At 67.1% G+C, this 15,796-nt stretch carries 17 protein-coding genes; 10 read left to right on the forward strand and 7 right to left on the reverse strand.

Annotation, left to right across the window (positions count from 1 at the left end):
* Positions 1–2: 2 nt before the first annotated feature.
* Positions 3–989, reverse strand: a complete 987-nt coding sequence (locus HDA45_RS13345; protein WP_184895148.1) for a PQQ-dependent sugar dehydrogenase — start codon at positions 987–989, stop codon at positions 3–5.
* 338 nt (positions 990–1,327) lie between these two features.
* Here HDA45_RS13345 and pqqA point away from each other — a divergent pair, with 338 nt between their 5' ends.
* From pqqA to pqqB, 5 genes are all read left to right on the forward strand, one after another.
* A complete protein-coding gene (gene pqqA, locus HDA45_RS13350) occupies positions 1,328–1,423 on the forward strand; it encodes a pyrroloquinoline quinone precursor peptide PqqA (protein ID WP_101613483.1) in 96 nt (31 codons plus the stop codon).
* Positions 1,424–1,525: 102 nt separating this feature from the next.
* Complete coding sequence (gene pqqC / locus HDA45_RS13355; protein WP_184905593.1) at positions 1,526–2,206, forward strand: pyrroloquinoline-quinone synthase PqqC; 681 nt, start codon at positions 1,526–1,528, stop codon at positions 2,204–2,206.
* Between the two features lie 2 nt (positions 2,207–2,208).
* Positions 2,209–2,481: a pyrroloquinoline quinone biosynthesis peptide chaperone PqqD gene (pqqD, locus tag HDA45_RS13360; protein WP_184895150.1), complete on the forward strand. Its 273-nt coding sequence runs from the start codon at positions 2,209–2,211 to the stop codon at positions 2,479–2,481.
* A complete protein-coding gene (pqqE, locus tag HDA45_RS13365) occupies positions 2,472–3,560 on the forward strand; it encodes a pyrroloquinoline quinone biosynthesis protein PqqE (protein WP_184895152.1) in 1,089 nt (362 codons plus the stop codon). Before pqqD ends, pqqE begins: the two co-directional genes overlap by 10 nt.
* Positions 3,557–4,420: a pyrroloquinoline quinone biosynthesis protein PqqB gene (pqqB, locus tag HDA45_RS13370; RefSeq protein ID WP_184895154.1), complete on the forward strand. Its 864-nt coding sequence runs from the start codon at positions 3,557–3,559 to the stop codon at positions 4,418–4,420. The genes pqqE and pqqB overlap by 4 nt, the downstream gene beginning before the upstream one ends.
* Here the strand turns inward: pqqB and HDA45_RS13375 are convergent.
* On the reverse strand, positions 4,417–5,391 hold the full coding sequence (locus HDA45_RS13375) for an aldo/keto reductase (protein ID WP_184895156.1): 975 nt from the start codon (positions 5,389–5,391) through the stop codon (positions 4,417–4,419). The genes pqqB and HDA45_RS13375 overlap by 4 nt on opposite strands.
* A gap of 108 nt (positions 5,392–5,499) precedes the next feature.
* Here HDA45_RS13375 and HDA45_RS13380 point away from each other — a divergent pair, with 108 nt between their 5' ends.
* Both HDA45_RS13380 and HDA45_RS13385 read left to right on the forward strand, forming a co-directional pair.
* Entirely contained in the window at positions 5,500–6,012 is a 513-nt protein-coding gene (locus HDA45_RS13380; protein WP_184895158.1) for an ArsR/SmtB family transcription factor, read from the forward strand.
* The gene (locus HDA45_RS13385) at positions 6,009–7,229 is read left to right on the forward strand and encodes an MFS transporter (RefSeq protein ID WP_184895160.1); all 1,221 of its coding nucleotides are present in this window, start codon (positions 6,009–6,011) and stop codon (positions 7,227–7,229) included. Before HDA45_RS13380 ends, HDA45_RS13385 begins: the two co-directional genes overlap by 4 nt.
* Positions 7,230–7,272: 43 nt before the next feature.
* Here HDA45_RS13385 and HDA45_RS13390 read toward each other — a convergent pair whose 3' ends face one another.
* Positions 7,273–8,649, reverse strand: a complete 1,377-nt coding sequence (locus tag HDA45_RS13390) for an amidase (protein WP_184895162.1) — start codon at positions 8,647–8,649, stop codon at positions 7,273–7,275.
* Positions 8,646–9,647 carry an NAD(P)-dependent oxidoreductase gene (locus tag HDA45_RS13395; protein ID WP_184895164.1) on the reverse strand — a complete coding sequence of 334 codons (1,002 nt, stop codon included), beginning with the start codon at positions 9,645–9,647 and terminating at the stop codon, positions 8,646–8,648. Before HDA45_RS13395 ends, HDA45_RS13390 begins: the two co-directional genes overlap by 4 nt.
* A gap of 100 nt (positions 9,648–9,747) precedes the next feature.
* Between HDA45_RS13395 and HDA45_RS13400 the strand changes: the two genes are divergently transcribed.
* From HDA45_RS13400 to HDA45_RS13410, 3 genes are read left to right on the forward strand one after another with little or no spacing between them, the layout of a single operon-like run.
* Positions 9,748–10,488 carry a maleate cis-trans isomerase family protein gene (locus HDA45_RS13400; protein WP_184895166.1) on the forward strand — a complete coding sequence of 247 codons (741 nt, stop codon included), beginning with the start codon at positions 9,748–9,750 and terminating at the stop codon, positions 10,486–10,488.
* Between the two features lie 43 nt (positions 10,489–10,531).
* Positions 10,532–11,302 carry an aspartate racemase/maleate isomerase family protein gene (locus tag HDA45_RS13405; protein WP_184895168.1) on the forward strand — a complete coding sequence of 257 codons (771 nt, stop codon included), beginning with the start codon at positions 10,532–10,534 and terminating at the stop codon, positions 11,300–11,302.
* A 3-nt stretch (positions 11,303–11,305) separates the two neighbouring features.
* A complete protein-coding gene (locus HDA45_RS13410; RefSeq protein ID WP_184895170.1) occupies positions 11,306–11,998 on the forward strand; it encodes a GntR family transcriptional regulator in 693 nt (230 codons plus the stop codon).
* Between the two features lie 4 nt (positions 11,999–12,002).
* Here the strand turns inward: HDA45_RS13410 and HDA45_RS13415 are convergent, their stop codons facing one another.
* The 3 genes from HDA45_RS13415 to HDA45_RS13425 all read right to left on the reverse strand — a co-directional run bounded on the left by HDA45_RS13415 (position 12,003) and on the right by HDA45_RS13425 (position 15,776).
* The gene (locus tag HDA45_RS13415) at positions 12,003–12,479 is read right to left on the reverse strand and encodes a DUF4262 domain-containing protein (RefSeq protein WP_184895172.1); all 477 of its coding nucleotides are present in this window, start codon (positions 12,477–12,479) and stop codon (positions 12,003–12,005) included.
* A gap of 748 nt (positions 12,480–13,227) precedes the next feature.
* Positions 13,228–14,316, reverse strand: a complete 1,089-nt coding sequence (locus tag HDA45_RS13420) for a tartrate dehydrogenase (RefSeq protein ID WP_184895174.1) — start codon at positions 14,314–14,316, stop codon at positions 13,228–13,230.
* Positions 14,313–15,776 carry an NAD-dependent succinate-semialdehyde dehydrogenase gene (locus HDA45_RS13425; RefSeq protein WP_184895176.1) on the reverse strand — a complete coding sequence of 488 codons (1,464 nt, stop codon included), beginning with the start codon at positions 15,774–15,776 and terminating at the stop codon, positions 14,313–14,315. Before HDA45_RS13425 ends, HDA45_RS13420 begins: the two co-directional genes overlap by 4 nt.
* Between the last annotated feature and the right edge of the window lie 20 nt (positions 15,777–15,796).

The raw sequence follows: 15,796 nt of genomic DNA on the forward strand, positions 1-15,796 counted from the left end.
GGTCAGCTGCCGTCGGAGACGTAGATGGCGCCCGGAGTGATCGTGTAGAGCTGCCCGTCGGGGCCGGCGGTGGCGTCACGGGTGCGCCCGAGGTTGGTCCAGAGCTTGCCGCCGTTGCCGTTCACGTCGAGCTTGTACGTGCCGCCCTTGAGCGACGCCATGTACAGCGAGCCCTTGTAGGCCGCCAGCCCGCTCGGCGTCGCCGAAGACGTCGGCCAGGCCTTGACCGGGTTGGTCATCCCCGCCGTGTTGCACGGGCCTTCGCAGGTCGGCCAGCCGTAGTTCTTGCCAGGGTCGATCTTGTTCAGCTCGTCGAGCTTGTTCGCGCCGATGTCGGAGACGTACAGCTGCCCGTTCGCCCAGGTCAGGCCCTGGACGTTGCGGTGGCCGTAGGAGTAGACGCGGCTGTTGAACGGGTTGCCGGGCGCGGCCGCGCCGTCGGTGGTGACGCGCAGGACCTTGCCGCCGAGGGAGTTCTTGTTCTGCGCGTTGGCGCCGTTCTGGCCGTCGCCGGTGCCCGCGTAGAGGTAGCCGTCCGGCCCGAACCGGATCCGCCCGCCGTGGTGGAAATTCGCGCCACGCGGGATGCCGGTGACGATCGGCGTCGGTGTCTGGCCCAGTTTCAGCTTGGCGATCCGGTTGTCGGAACTGGTCGTGTAGTAGATGAAGACCGTCTCGTCGGTGGCGTATTTCGGCGAGACCGCGATGCCGAGCAGGCCTGCCTCCGCGGTGACGCTCACCCCGGGGATGGTCTGGACCGTGGTGACCTTGCCCGCCTTGTCGATCTTGCTGATCGTCTTGGCGTCTTTCTGTGTGAAGAGGCCGGTGCCGTCGGGCAGGAAATCGATCGACCAGGCCTGGTTGAGGCCGCTCGCGAGTTGTCTGATCGCCTGGACGGACGGCGCTTCGGCGGCGGCCGCCGGAACGGCCGCGATCGACACGGCCGTCGCGGCGGCGAACGTGGCGGCGAGAGTACGACGTAAGGACATGGGACGCCTCCTTCAGCTACACCCCTGGAGCTCGGATGGCGGCGGTAGGCGGGTGGTCGGGGGTCACCCGTCGAGTTGGATACAAACACACCACAGGACGAAACGGACACCACTGGACGGGGTAACGAAAGCGCTTCCCGTTAACCGTCATATGCGCCGAGCGTGACGACCGCGGCAGCTCGATCGGCCATAGGTAGGAAACTTTACAAAACGCCCCTCGAACTTGGACCTTACGTCTGGTCAGAATCGGCGGCCCGCTTCTAGGGTGACGGGGCTCGGCCCGGTTCGTTCCCATGTGGACGTTCCGGGGAGAATGTCAGCGATCCGAGGAGCAGGAAATGATCGAAGCCATCGAGGTATGGACCACACCCGACTTCGTCGAGTACGAAACCCCCATGGAGGTCACCGCTTACGCGGCCCGCATGGAGGACTGATTTCCCACCCGGTGGTGGGGGCCGTCCCCCACCACCGCGCCGCCGTCCCGATCAGCGAGCCGTTGGAGCAGCACCGTGTCTCTTCACCTTTCCGCCGCGCCGATGTCGCCGCCGGAATTCATCGCGGCCCTGCGTGGACTTTCCCACCGCTATTGGGGTACTCACCCGTTCCATCAGCGGATGCACGGCGGCGAACTGTCCGAGGAAGAACTGAAGATCTGGGCCGCGAACCGCTGGTACTACCAGTGCGTGCTCCCGCAGAAGGACGCGGCGATCATCAGCAACTGTCCGGTGCCCGAGATCCGCCGGGAATGGCTCGACCGGATCGTCTATCACGACGGGACGAAAGCCGGGGACGGCGGAATCGAGCGGTGGCTCCGTTTGTGCACCGCCGTCGGGCTCGATCGCGAAGAGGTTCTCGATCAGCGGCACGTCGCGCCCGGCGTACGATTCGCCGTCGACGCCTATGTGACTTTCGCCCGCACGAAGCCGTGGCTCGAGGCTGTCGCTTCGGGGCTGACCGAAATGTTCGCGGGCCATCTGATGCAGCGACGCGTCGCCGACATGCTGGCGAACTATTCGTGGATCGCGCGGGAAGACCTCGCCTATTTCACCAATCGCATCGACAAGGTCTCCGGTGAGGGCAAAGGAACGCTCGACATCGTCGTGCGGCACGCCGTCACCCGCGAACAGCAGGAAAAGGCGATCGCCGCGCTGTCGTTCAAAACCGACGTGCTCTGGTCCATGCTCGACGCCATCGAGCGCGCCGCGGCCAAGGAGTAGCGATGACCACCCTCGAGATGGACTCCGTGCCGCGGCTGCGGCGCGGAGTCCGGCTGAGTTATGACCAGACCAGGGAAACGCACGTCCTGCTGTTCCCCGAAGGCGTGCTCGTCCCGAATCCGACCGCCGCCGCCGTACTCGGACTGTGTGACGGCGCGGCGGATGTCACCACGATCGCGGCCGCGCTGCGCGAGCGCTATGCCGGCGTCCGCGAGCAAGACATCCTGGACGTACTTTCCCGGCTGGGAGATCGGCGGATCGTCGAATGGACCTGAACACTTCCACCGCGGCGCCACCGCTGGGAATGCTGGCCGAGCTCACCCATCGCTGCCCGCTGCACTGCCCGTACTGCTCGAATCCGGTCGAAATGATCGCCCGCGACGGCGAGATGTCCACAGAGGAATGGATTTCCGTGCTCTCGCAAGCACGGGAGCTGGGCGTCCTCCAGGTGCACATGTCCGGCGGCGAACCGCTCGCCCGGCCGGATCTGCCCATCCTGGTCGAGCACGCCACGAAACTGGGGTGCTACGTCAACCTGGTGACGTCCGGGCTCGGACTGACGGAGTCCAGATTGGACGATCTCGTCGAACGAGGAATCGCGCATATCCAGCTGTCCGTCCAAGGTGCGACGGCCGAACGCGCGGACAGGCTCGCGGGCGCCCGGGCCCACGATCGAAAACTGGTCGTCGCCGAATTGATCAAGAAGGCAGGGTTGCCGCTCTCGGTGAACGTCGTCCTGCACCGGCAGAACCACGACCAGCTCGCCGGGATCATCGACCTGGCCGAGAAAATGGGCGCGGATCGGCTGGAACTGGCCAACACGCAGTACTACGGCTGGGCTTTGCGGAACCGCGACGCCCTGATGCCGACCAGGCGGCAACTCGACGAGGCCGAGCCGATCGTGCGCGCGGCCACCGAGCGGCTCCGCGGCCGCATGGAGATCATCTACGTCGTCGCCGACTACTACGAGCAGTACCCGAAGCCGTGCATGTACGGCTGGGGCGCGCGGCAATTGACGGTGGCGCCCAACGGGAACGTGCTGCCGTGCCCCGCGTCGACAGCCATCGAGACGCTCGAATTCGACAACGTGAGAAACAAGCCGCTGGCGTGGATCTGGTACGAATCCAGCTCCTTCAACGCCTATCGCGGTGAGGCCTGGATGCCGGACACCTGCGGCACCTGCGAAAGGCGTTCGATCGACTTCGGCGGCTGCCGGTGCCAGGCTTTCCAGCTCACCGGCGACGCGGCGGCGACGGATCCCGTGTGCTCGCGTTCCCCGAATCGCGACGTCGTCGATCTCATCCTCGCCACACCGTCGAAAACGGACGAACTCGTGATGCGGGGCCCGCGATGAGGGTGATCCTGCTCGGCACCGCGGCGGGCGGCGGCTTCCCGCAATGGAACTGCGCCTGCGCACTGTGCACTTCGGACGCGCCGCCGCGGACGCAGGACTGTGTCGCGGTCAGCGCGGACGGCAAGGGCTGGTACCTGCTCAACGCGTCACCGGACATCCGCGCGCAGATCCTCGCCACGCCGGCGCTCCGTGCCGGGCCTGGGCCCAGGGAGATCCCGCTGCGCGGAGTGCTGCTCACCGATGCCGAGCTCGATCATTCACTCGGCCTGCTTCTCCTGCGGGAAGCAGGCGGACTCCCGGTGTGGGCGCCAGAGGCCGTTCTCGGCGCGCTGTCGGAGCAGTTCCCCGCACGGTCCATCATCGACGGTTACGGCGGCTGGGACTGGCTACCGTCGTCGGACATCGCGATCGACGGGCTTCGGGTGAGCGTGCTTCCCGTGAGCGACAAGCGTCCCAAGTACGCTCGTTCGTCCACTGAGGACGGCCCGTGGGTGGTGGCATACCGGATCGAAGACGTCGAGACCGGCGGTGTCCTCGTGTACGCGCCTTGCCTGAAGAGCTGGCCGGCCGGGTTCGACTCCTTCACTCGCGACGCCGGCCTGGTTTTACTGGACGGGACTTTCTACGCGCCGGACGAGATGTCGGGCGCCACGGCGGCCGCGGTCGGCGACGGTGCCCAGCTGGCGATGGGGCATCTGCCGATCACCGGCAGTCTCGCGAAGCTCCGGCCCGGCCCGCGGTGGGCGTACACACATCTGAACAATACGAACCCGGTGATCGACCCGTCCTCGCCGGAGCACGCCGCCGTAGTGGACGGCGGCGCCTCGCTTCCCTTGGACGGAACCGAATTCAAGCTCTAGGCGACACCTTCGGGGCTCGCGCCCACGACGGGAACGGCGTCGGCGGTGAGGCTGTCGATCTCCGCGAGATCGTCCGCTGTCAGGTCGACATCGGCCGAGGCGAGACTGGCTTCGATGTTGGCCGCCTTGCGCGCGCCCACGATCGCGACGTGCACGCCCGGCTGGGCCAGCGTCCACGCGATCGCGAGCTGACTGACCGAGATCCCTTTGCCCGCGGCGAATTCCTTGAGCCTGTCGACGATGGCGAGGTTGCGGCGGAAGGTCTCTCCGGTGAACGCGGACGACCGCGAACGCCAGTCGGTCTTCTCGAACGTCGTCTCCGGTGTGAAGGAACCGGTCAGCAGGCCGCTGCCCAGCGGGCTGTATACGAGCACGCCGACGTCGTTTTTCCTTGCATACGGCAGAGGATCGGCCTCGATGTCGCGGCGGAACAGGTGATACGGCGGTTGAAGGGTTTCGACTGGACGGGTCCTGTCGAAACCCTCCAGTTCGGCGGCGTCGTAGTTCGAGACTCCGATATGTCGGATCTTCCCGGCGTCGACGAACTCCTGCAGGATCCCCGCGGTCTCCTCGGCCGGAGCGTCGGAATCGGGCCAGTGGATCTGGTAGAGGTCGATGTGATCCACGTCGAGGAAGCGGAGGCTGTCCTCGATGCCCTGCGTCAACCACTCGCGCCGGGAGTCGCGCGGACGTTCGGAACGTGGCTTGATGCCACCCTTCGTGGCGATGACGAGGTTCTCGCGGTCGCGCTTGAGTTCGTCGCGCAACGCCTTTCCGAGCATCGCCTCGGATTTCCCGAACCCGTAGGCCTGAGCGGTGTCGAAGAAGTTGACCCCGAGTTCGCGGGCGTGGTGGATCGCGGCGATCGCCGCGTCCTCGTCGAACGAACCCCAGTCCCCGCCGAGTTGCCAGGTGCCGAAGGCGATCCTCGACACCTCGAGACCGCTCCTGCCCAATGTCGTCGTGCGCATACCTCCAGCAGAACACAGACATCGGATCATTGCACCGGATCTCCCGGCCAACGAAACCCCCAAATAACTGTTTGACGGTTGGCGTCCCGGCAGTCGATACTCGGCCTCATGTCCGAGTCCCCCAGTCTCGACGGGTTGCGCGTCCTCGCCCATCCCGTGCGGCTGCGCATTCTGTCGCTTTTGACCGGTGTCGCGATGAGTGCGGCCGAAGCCGCGCGTGAACTCGGTGAGACCCAAGCGAATATCAGCTATCACCTGCGGCGGCTGCACGAGGCCGGACTGCTCGACGTCGCCGAGGAGGTCCGGATCCGGGGCGGACTGGCGAAACGCTACCGGCACGATCCGGAGTCCGGTGGCCGGTTCGCGTCGACGAATCCGCAGGAGGAACAGCTCCTCATCGCGGCGATGGCCGAAGAACTCAAGCGGCGCGGCGAATTCCTCGGTCAACAGGGTTCGGCGACCGACGCGGAGATCTGGGTCGACCGCGAGAACTGGGAAAAGGCGCTCGAACACGCTCGCGAACTGAGCGAGCTTCTGCATGCGGCCGCACGGCCGCCCCGCACCCGGGGCACGATCCCGGTCAGCGCGACGGTTTCGCTGTTCGAAATGACGCGATCGTGACATCACTGCGTGAGCCCTTACGCCACCACAACTTCCGATGGCTGATCGGCGGCCGCACGTTCGGGGAGTTCGGTAACGCCGTCGCCCCGCTCGCGCTGGCGTTCGCGGTGATCGACCTGACCGGTTCGGCCGTCGACATCGGCATCGTCGTGGGCGCCCGTTCGGTGGCGAGCGTCGTGTTGCTGCTGTTCGGCGGGGTACTGGCGGACCGGTTGCCCCGATCGGTGATCCTGCAGGGCACCGAACTCGCCGCCACGCTGACCCAGGCGACCATCGCCGCGAGCGTCCTTTGTGGATTCGCGTCGATCCCGCTGCTGGTCGGACTGAGTGTGGTCAACGGCGCGGTGGCGGCGATCTCCGCGCCCGCCTCGGCGTCGCTCACCCCGTTGACGGTTCCCGCGACCCTGCTGGCGCAGGCCAACGCGCTGGGCAGGCTGCTCTCGAACTCCGGCCGGATCGCCGGCGCCGGACTCGGCGGCGTTCTGGTCACCGCGGTCGGCCCGGGCTGGGCACTCGGCGGCAACGCGCTGCTGTTCCTGGGCTCCGCCCTGTCCTACCGGCGCATCCGGCTCAACCGCCGGGAACGAATTCCCGGCAGCCGCCCGCTGGCGGAACTCGCCGAGGGCTGGCGCGAGTTCCGGTCGCGGACCTGGGTGTGGGTCGTGGTCGTGCAGTTCATGGTGGTGAACGCCGTCATCGCCGGCGGGATCGGCGTGCTCGGTCCTGTCGTCGCCGACAGCTCCTTCGGCCGCACCGGCTGGGGATTCGCCCTCGCGGCGCAGACGATCGGCTCGCTCGTCGGCGGGATCCTCGTGGCCCGATGGCAGCCGCGGCGCGCGCTGTTCGTCGGCGTCGCGGTGATCCTTTTCGAAGCGCCGCCGTTGATCCTCCTCGGCCAAGCGCCCTGGCTGCCGCTGCTGCTGGCGGCCATGTTCGTCTCTGGCATGGCGATCGAGCAGTTCGTGGTGGCCTGGGACGTCTCGCTGCAGGAGAACGTGCCCGAGGAGAAACTCGCGCGCGTCTACTCCTACGACATGCTCGGTTCCTTCATCGCCCTGCCGCTCGGTCAGATGGCGGCGGGGCCTGCCGCGCAGCACTTCGGGGTCAGCACGACGCTGCTCGCTTGCGCCGCGCTGGTCGTGGCCGCCACCGGTCTCGCGCTGTGCAGCGGCCAGGTGCGCGGCCTGGTGCGGAAGACCCACGCCGCGCAACCCTGACCTCACCGGCGATAGCAAAGGTCCCTTGCTCTCTTTCCGCAGGTCACGGCCAGGGACGGACCTCTTCGAGGAGTTTCGCGACCGCGAGCACCAGGTCGTCGGAGTGCCGAGGGCCGATGATCTGCAGGCCGACCGGGAGCCCACCGGAGGTGCGGCCCGCCGGAACGCTGATGGCGGGCTGCTGGGTCATGTTGAACGGGTAGGTGAACGGCGTCCAGTCCGGCCAGCCGCTCAGCCCGCTGCCCGGCGGCACCTCGTGCCCGGCCTCGAAGGCGGCGATCGGGAGGGTCGGCGTGATGAGCACGTCGTACCGCGTGTGGAACTCGCCCATCAGGATGCCCAGCGCGGCCCGCTCGGCGTTGGCGCCGAGGTAGTCGCTCGCCGAGAAGGTCTTGCCGAACTCCCACACCTTCCGCAGCCCCGGGTCGACCATCGCATCCGAACCGGTGGGGAAGGTGTCCAGCCACTTGGCCGCACCCGTCGACCACAGGATGTCGAAAGCGTCTTTGGGGTCGGTGAAGCCGGGATCGGCCTCTTCGATGTGCAGGCCCGCGTCGCCCAGCGACTCGACCGCGGCCTTGACGATCGCCGCGACCTCCGGGTCGACGTCGACATAGCCGAGGGTCGGCGAGAAGGCGGCGTTCAGCCCTCGCACATCCCGGCGTACCGCTTCACGGAAGGTCGAGACGGGCGGGGCGAGCGCGGCCGGGTCGCGGTAGTCGGGCATCGCGAGGACGTCGAGGAGCAACGCGGTGTCGTCCACCGAACGCGCCATCGGACCGGCGTGCGACAGCGGCCCGAACGGGCTCGCCGGGAACAGCGGGATCCGACCGTGTGTCGGTTTGAGGCCGACGATTCCGCAGAACGAAGCCGGAATCCGGATCGAGCCGCCGCCGTCGGTGCCGACGGAGAGTTCGCCCATCCCGGCCGCGACCGCCGCGGCGCTCCCCCCGCTGGACCCGCCCGCCGTCGTCGACAGGTCGTGCGGGTTGCGGGTGATCCCGGTCAGCGTGTTGTCGGTGACGCCCTTCCACGCGAGTTCCGGCGTCGTGGTCTTTCCCAGCAGCACCAAGCCGTTCTCGCGCAGTCGCGCGGTGACCGGGCTGTCGACGTCCCACGGCTGGTCGGGGTCGATGCACCGCGAACCGCGCAGCGTCGGCCAGCCCTGCGTCAGGAACATGTCCTTGATCGAGGCCGGGACACCGTCGAGCCACCCGATCGGGTTCCCGTCCCGCCAGCGGATCTCGGACGCCTTCGCCTGTTCGAGCGCGCCATCGGCGTCGACCAGGCAGTAGGCGTTGGTCTCACCGTCCCGTTCTTCGATGACCCGCAACGCGTTCTGGGTGGCCTCGACCGGTGACAGCTCCCCCGTGGCATAAGCGGCGACGAGCTCACTCGCGGTCGACTTGGTGTCGTTCATCCGGCCCCTAACCCTTGGCGAAGCGTCTCCGACGGCACGTATCCGAGCTGCTTGTCCACGACATTGCGCAGCGGCTCCCCCGCGCGCCAGCGACGGAAGTTGTCCGCGAACACCTCTACCAGAGTGTTCCGCCAGCCGACGAAGTCGCCCGACATATGCGGCGATATCTGCACGTTTTCCATGGTCCACAAAGGACTGTCCGAGGGCAGCGGCTCGGTGTCGAAGACGTCGAGCGCGGCACCGCCGAGCCGACCGTCCCGCAGCGCGCCGACCAGGTCGGACGTGACGACGAGCTCGCCCCTGCCGACGTTGACGAACCGCGCGCCGGGCTTCATCGCCGCAAAGGCCTCCGCGTCGAACATGCCCTTTGTCCGCTCGGTCAGCGGCGCGACCGCGACGACGTAGTCCGCGTCGGGCAGATGACGGGCCAAGTCCGAAGAGGAGTACACGTCCCCGAAGTCGGGATCGTCCTCACGCGGACGGCGTCCGACGCCTGCCACCGACATCCCGGCCGCCCGGAGCAACCGCGCGATCGACCGGCCGATCGGCCCGGTACCGACCACCAGGACCCGGCGTCCGGCGATCCGTTCGCTCTCACGGTGCTTCCACCGCCCCTGCCGCTGCAGGTCCCACGAACGGACAAAATCCTTGGCGAACGCGAGGACGACCCCGAGGACGTACTCGGCTATCGCCCCGTCGAACACCCCACGCGAGTTGGTGAGCACGACGTCGCTTTCCCGCAGCCTCGGGAAGAGCACCGGATCGACGCCCGCGCTGGCGATGTGCAGCCAGCGCAGCCTGTCGGCCGCGTGCCAGGCGCCAGGTACGGCGGTCGAGAGGAAGTCATAGACGAAGAGCGCGTCGGCTCCGGACAACGCATCGGCCAGTCCGGCCTCGCCGGTGTAACGAACCACCACGTCGGCTTCGATAGCGCGCATGTCCGGTGGGCGAGCGTCTCCGCAGAGCACCGCCAGCACTGGGGTCTCCGAGGCTTTCACGTTGACACCGTAAAAGTGGCTCGTATGATTGTCAACAATCCGAGGAACGACCCCCGGAGCACCGGACCTGTGGCAGCAGAAGTTCTCCGGAGGCTGAAACTTGGATTTCGACTTATTGGAGTTCGAAGGCCCGTTGGCGCAGCGCGGCATCGGCGTGATCGCTCCCTTCGACCTCGCCCTGGAACGTGAGCTGTGGCGCTGGGTGCCCATGGAGGTGTCCCTCCATCTGGCACGGACGCCCTACGAACCCGTGCCCGTCAGCATGGAGATGGCCCAGCTCGTCAGCGACAGCAGGCATCTCGCCGCCGCCACGAGAGACGTGCTCCACGTGGAGCCCGAAGTCGTCGCCTATCTGTGCACCTCCGGCAGTTTCGTCAACGGTGTGGACTACGAACGCTCCTTGACCAAGGCCATCTGCGACGCGGGCGCTCCGGACGCCGTCACCACCTCCGGGGCGCTGGCCGAGGTCCTGCACCAGCTCGACCTCCACCGGGTCTCGGTACTGACGCCCTACGACGGCGACCTGACCGGGAAGCTGCACGACTTCCTGGACGAGCTCAGCGTGGACACCGTCTCGAGCGACCACCTCGGCCTGGGCGGCGGCATCTGGAAGGTGAGCTACCGGACCATCGCCGAACGCATCCTCGCCGCCGACCACGCCGACGCGGAGGCCATCTTCGTCAGCTGCACGAACCTCCCCACCTACGATCTGATCGAGCCGCTCGAAAGCGCCCTCGGCAAACCCGTCCTCACCGCGAACCAGCTCACGATGTGGGCGTGCCTCCGGCGGATGAACCTGCCGATCGTCGGTCCCGGCAAGTGGCTCCGCGAGGTCGATTGACCTCTTCCCCTACGATTGTCGACAATCTGCCTCCGGAGGTCCCGTGTCCATCTCGCCGCTCACCCCACCTGAGCCGCCGTCCGAGACGACCACGATCGGGTTCATCTACCCCGATCACGCGGCCGAAGACGACTATCCGCTCGCGGAGCAGCTTCTCGGCGGGGACATGGCCGGGATCAAGCTGCCGGTCGAGCACATCTACGGGACCGACCTGCACGCCGTGCCGGAGCTCCTGGACCTCGGCAGTGAAAGCCGTCTCGCCGACGGTGCCGCGCTGCTGGCCAAACACGAACCGGACGCGGTGGTGTGGGCGTGCACCAGCGGCAGCTTCGTCTACGGCTGGGAAGGCGCCCGCGACCAGGCCGACCGGCTGTCCGCCGTTGCCGGCGTCCCGGCGTCGAGCACCTCCTTCGCCTTCGTCCACGCCGCCCACGCCCTCGGCATCCGGCGGGTCGCGGTCGCCGCCAGCTACCCCGACGACGTCGCCCGGCTGTTCGTCGAGTTCCTCGGCGCCGGCGGGATCGAAGTGGTCTCGATGGGCAGCGCGGACATCGACACCGCCGCCGAGGTCGGCGAACTCAGCCCGGAAGCCGTCGTCGAACTCGCGGTGAGCCACGACCACCCGGCCGCCGACGCGCTGCTCGTCCCCGACACCGCCATGCGGACCCTCGGCGAGATCAACACGCTCGAGATCAGGCTCCGCAAGCCGGTGCTGACCGCCAACCAGGTCACCGTCTGGGAAGGCCTGCGGCTCACCGGGAAGTCCCCGCTCGTCCGCACACTGGGCGCGCTGTTCGGGCAGAGAGGCGACTGAACCATGTCCTTGCCGGATATCGAGCCGGTCAGCCGGGAATCGACCGCCGGGATCATCGCGCGCCAGTTGCGGGACGCGATCATGACCGGCGCCCTGCCTCCCGGCACCCAGCTCGGTGAAACCGATCTGGCCTCCCGGTTCCAAGTGTCGCGGGGACCGCTGCGAGAGGCGATGCAGCACCTCGTCTCCGAAGGGCTCCTGCGCAGCGAGCGCCACCGGGGCCTGTTCGTGATCGACCTCGAACCCGGCGACGTCTACGACATCTACTCGGCGCGCTCCGCCATCGAGCGCGCCGCGATGCTGCGGGCCCTGCGCGGAGACCGGGAGAAGGTCGCCGCCGAACTCGAACAAGCCGTGGGCGCGATGGCCGTCGCCGCCGACGACGACGATCCGACAGCGCTCTCCTGGGCGGACCTCCGTTTCCACGAAGCACTGATCGACGCTTCCGGCAGCAAGCGGCTCGTGCGCATGGCGCGGACCCTGCTGATCGAGACCCGGATGTGCCTCACCGCACTGCAAGGGACCTATCAGCAGGTCGAAGAGCGGGTCACCGAGCACACCAAGATCATCGAGGCTCTGCGCGCGGGCGACGAAGAGACCGCGTTGTCGCTGTTGGAAGCGCATATGGAAGACGCTGTCCAGCGGCTGGCCCCGGGGACCAGCCTTCGGGAGGGCGAAGCTCCCGCGGTGCCCTGAGGATTCAGCCACGGCCCCGCGCCCCCAGCACCGGCTGCCCGCCCGTCCCACAGCGGAATTCCCTGTCCCACGGCCAATTGCCACGCTCGTCCTCGTAGACCAGTTGCAGGGCACGGAAATCGGCGCCGTACACGAGGACAGCGGTGAGCAGGTGTGCCGACGGCGCACTGAGCGAGACGGCCTCGAGCGCGGGCCACCCCACCTCCGCGGGCAGCACCTCGCCGGGTTCCGGCGGCCCCGACCGGACCACCTGCTGGGCGAAATAGTTCAGCAGCTGACCGGATCTTCGCTCTCTCAAGCCGGTGACGACGAGCTCCGGCAGCCCGGCGTCGGTGAGCCCGACCGTGTAAGCGAGGGCGGGATGGGCGGCTCCTCGCTCGACGGTCTGCACCATCCAGCCGTACTTCCGGATCAGCGGACGCACCTCCTCGGTGAGGTAGTCGTCGCGCGTCTTCCCGGGGTTGTCGCAATGCCAGCACATCGGTACTCCTCCAGTAGTCGAATCCGATGATCGACACTGTGCACCGGAGCACCGACAAGAACTCACGGCCCGCGCGGCATTCCCGCCAGAAAGCGTTCTGTCACAACAAATTTTCGATGACAAGCCCTCTGGTTCCGAGCTGCGGCGATCGACTCGGGCTCCACCGAAGCCGCACTCGACCGTCTACGCGGAGTGCGGGATTCGCGGGAGCCTCGTAGCCTGCCGCTGACCGGGCGAGGCATGGCGAGTCTTCGACGTACGTGACCGCGAACGGCGATTCGAGTTTCCATTGAGAGGCAAGGACAAAATGGATTCGAGCGCGAAGGTTGCAAAGGCCTCCTCGAGGGATTCAGAGTCCCTCAAGGCGGGCCGGTATTTCCTTACCTACGTCTGACTTGCGTGAGGAGTGTGGTTGCACGGGACCATTCGGTGGCGGCAACTCGAGTGGGGAAGATTCGGGACGTTGAACGTCCCACATCTTCCCCACTCGACCACACCAGCATCCAGCACAAGGGAATGGGGGGACACTCAGCGCCCAGATCGCCGAGCGACGAGACCGAGCGTGAAGGATTTGGGACGTCCAACGTCCCAAATCCTTCACGCTCGACCGCTAGCCACACCAGCGGGCAAGCAAATCAGAGTCCCTCAAGGAGCCCTTCACGGTCCTGGCACCCGACATGACCAGCCCCGAAGTCATGAATGGACCGTTCATGACATCCGGGACTTGACACGCCTCTATGCGGATGGTTCAAGATAGAGCGGCGACCACCGCGGAACCGAGTTCGGCGGTGGTGGACTCACCACCGAGGTCAGGGGTTTGCACGGTCCCCTCCTCGAGGACCTTCTCCACCGCGGCATGAACGTCTTGCGCCGCAGCGGTTTCCCCGAGATGGTCGAGCAGCATCGCACCCGCCAGGATCTGCGCCACCGGATTCGCGATGCCTTGTCCGGCGATGTCGGGAGCGCTGCCGTGCACCGCTTCGAACATGGAAGGAAACTCACCGGTTGGATTGATGTTGCCCGAAGGCGCCATTCCGAGCCCGCCCGTCACGGCCGCCGCCAGGTCGCTCAGGATGTCGCCGAATAGATTGGAAGCGACCACGACGTCGAGCCGGTCCGGCGCCTGCACCATCCGCGCGGCGAGTGCGTCGACATGGCACTGTTCGGCGTGCACGTCCGGATATTCGGAAGCGATTTCGAAGAAGATCTCGTCCCAGAACGGCATCGAGTGGATGAGCCCGTTGGATTTCGTCGCCGAGCAAACCCGCCCGGTCCGTGTCTTCGCCAACTCGAAGGCGTAGCGGATGATCCGCTCCACCCCGACCCGGGTGAACACGGATTCCTGCAAGACGAACTCGTTCTCCAAACCACGATTGTGACGGCCGCCGATCTCCGAGTATTCCCCTTCGGAGTTCTCGCGGACGATCACCATCTCCAACTCTTCGGCGCTCCGGCCAGCCAGCGCCGACGTCGTCCCCGGCAGCAACCGGACCGGCCGGAGATTGACGTACTGGGTGAACGCGCGCCGCACCGGAATGAGGAGGCCCCACAACGACACATGATCCGGGACACCGGGAAAGCCGACAGCACCGAGGAAGATCCCGTCGAACCGGGAAAGCTGCTCGATACCGTCGTCCGGCATCATCGACCCGGTTTTGGTGTACCGCTCACAGCTCCAGTCGAATTCCTTCCAGGACAAGGAGAAACCGTGAGATGCCGCCGCACGGTCGAGAACCTTGCGAGCCTCGACCGTGACGTCGACGCCGATCCCATCGCCGGGGATGCTGGCGATCCGATATGAGGTCCCCGCTCGAGAAGCCGCTGTTTGAAAACTCATAGAGCCACCGCGATGTACTTGGTCTCGAGGAACTCGTCGATGCCGACGGTGCCGCCTTCACGGCCGAGGCCGGACTGCTTGATCCCACCGAACGGCGCCGCCGGGTTCGAGACCAGTCCTTGGTTGAGGCCGATCATGCCGGCTTCCAGCCGTTCCGAAACCCGCAACGCCCGCTTGAGATCGGAGGTGTACACATAGGATACAAGACCGAATTCGGTGTCATTCGCCGCCGCGATGGCCTCGTCCTCGCTGTCGAACGGAGTGATCGGGGCGACCGGTCCGAAGATCTCCTCCGAGGCGAGCCTGGCGTCCTTGGGCACGTCGGTGAGCACCGTGGCCTGGTAGAAATTGCCCGGACCGTCCACAGTAGACCCGCCGGTGAGGACGCGCGCCCCTCGCCCGGTGGCGTCGGAAACCAGGCCGCTGACCTTCTCGACCGCGGCTTTGTCGATGAGGGGGCCGACGACGACACCTTCCTCGGTACCGCGCCCCATCGGCAGGGCCTCCATACGCTCGGTGAGGCGCCGGGAGAACTCTTCGACGATGCCTCGCTGGACGTAGAAGCGGTTCGCGGCCGTGCAGGCCTCGCCGATGTTGCGCATCTTCGCAGTCATAGCGCCGTCGATCGCCGCGTCGAGGTCGGCGTCTTCGAAGACCAGGAAGGGGGCGTTGCCGCCGAGTTCCATCGAGGTGCGGAGCACCTTGTCCGCGCACTGTTCCAGCAGCTTCCGCCCGACACCGGTCGAGCCGGTGAAGGACAGCTTCCGGGCACGGCCGTCCCGGATCAAGGGCTCCATCACGCCGCCGGAGTCCGACGTCGTGAGCACGTTCAGCACACCTTCCGGCAGTCCCGCTTCGGCGAGGATCGCCGCGAGGGCCAACATCGAAAGGGGGGTCTGAGCAGCGGGCTTGATGATCATCGTGCAGCCGGCCGCGACCGCGGGACCGATCTTGCGGGTGCCCATCGCCATGGGGAAGTTCCACGGCGTGATCAGCAGGCACGGCCCGACGGGCTGCTTCGTCACCAGGAACCGGCCCGCTCCGTTGGGCGCGACGGCGAAGCCACCGTCGATGCGCACGGCCTCCTCCGCGAACCAGCGGAAGAACTCGGCCGCGTAGGTGATCTCGCCCTTCGACTCCGCGAGCGGCTTGCCCATCTCCAGGGTCATCAGCAGCGCGAGTTCGTCCGCGCGTTTGATGAGCAGTTCGTAGGCGCGGCGCAGGATCTCGCCGCGTTCACGCGGGGCGACGTTCGCCCAGTCGGCCTGCGCGGCGACGGCGGCGTCGAGTGCGCTGACACCGTCCGCCGGTGACGCGTCGGCCACCTCGCACAGGGCTTCACCCGTCGAAGGGTCGAGAACAGGGAAGGTCTTCCCGCTCGAGGCGGATACCCACTTGCCGCCGATGAACAGTTCCTTGTCGACCGCCGCGACTACACCGGTCTCACTGATCGAGCTCATCCCAACGCTCCTCCATGTTG

Origin of the sequence: Amycolatopsis umgeniensis (genome assembly GCF_014205155.1) — a bacterium.
Lineage (GTDB): Bacteria > Actinomycetota > Actinomycetes > Mycobacteriales > Pseudonocardiaceae > Amycolatopsis > Amycolatopsis umgeniensis.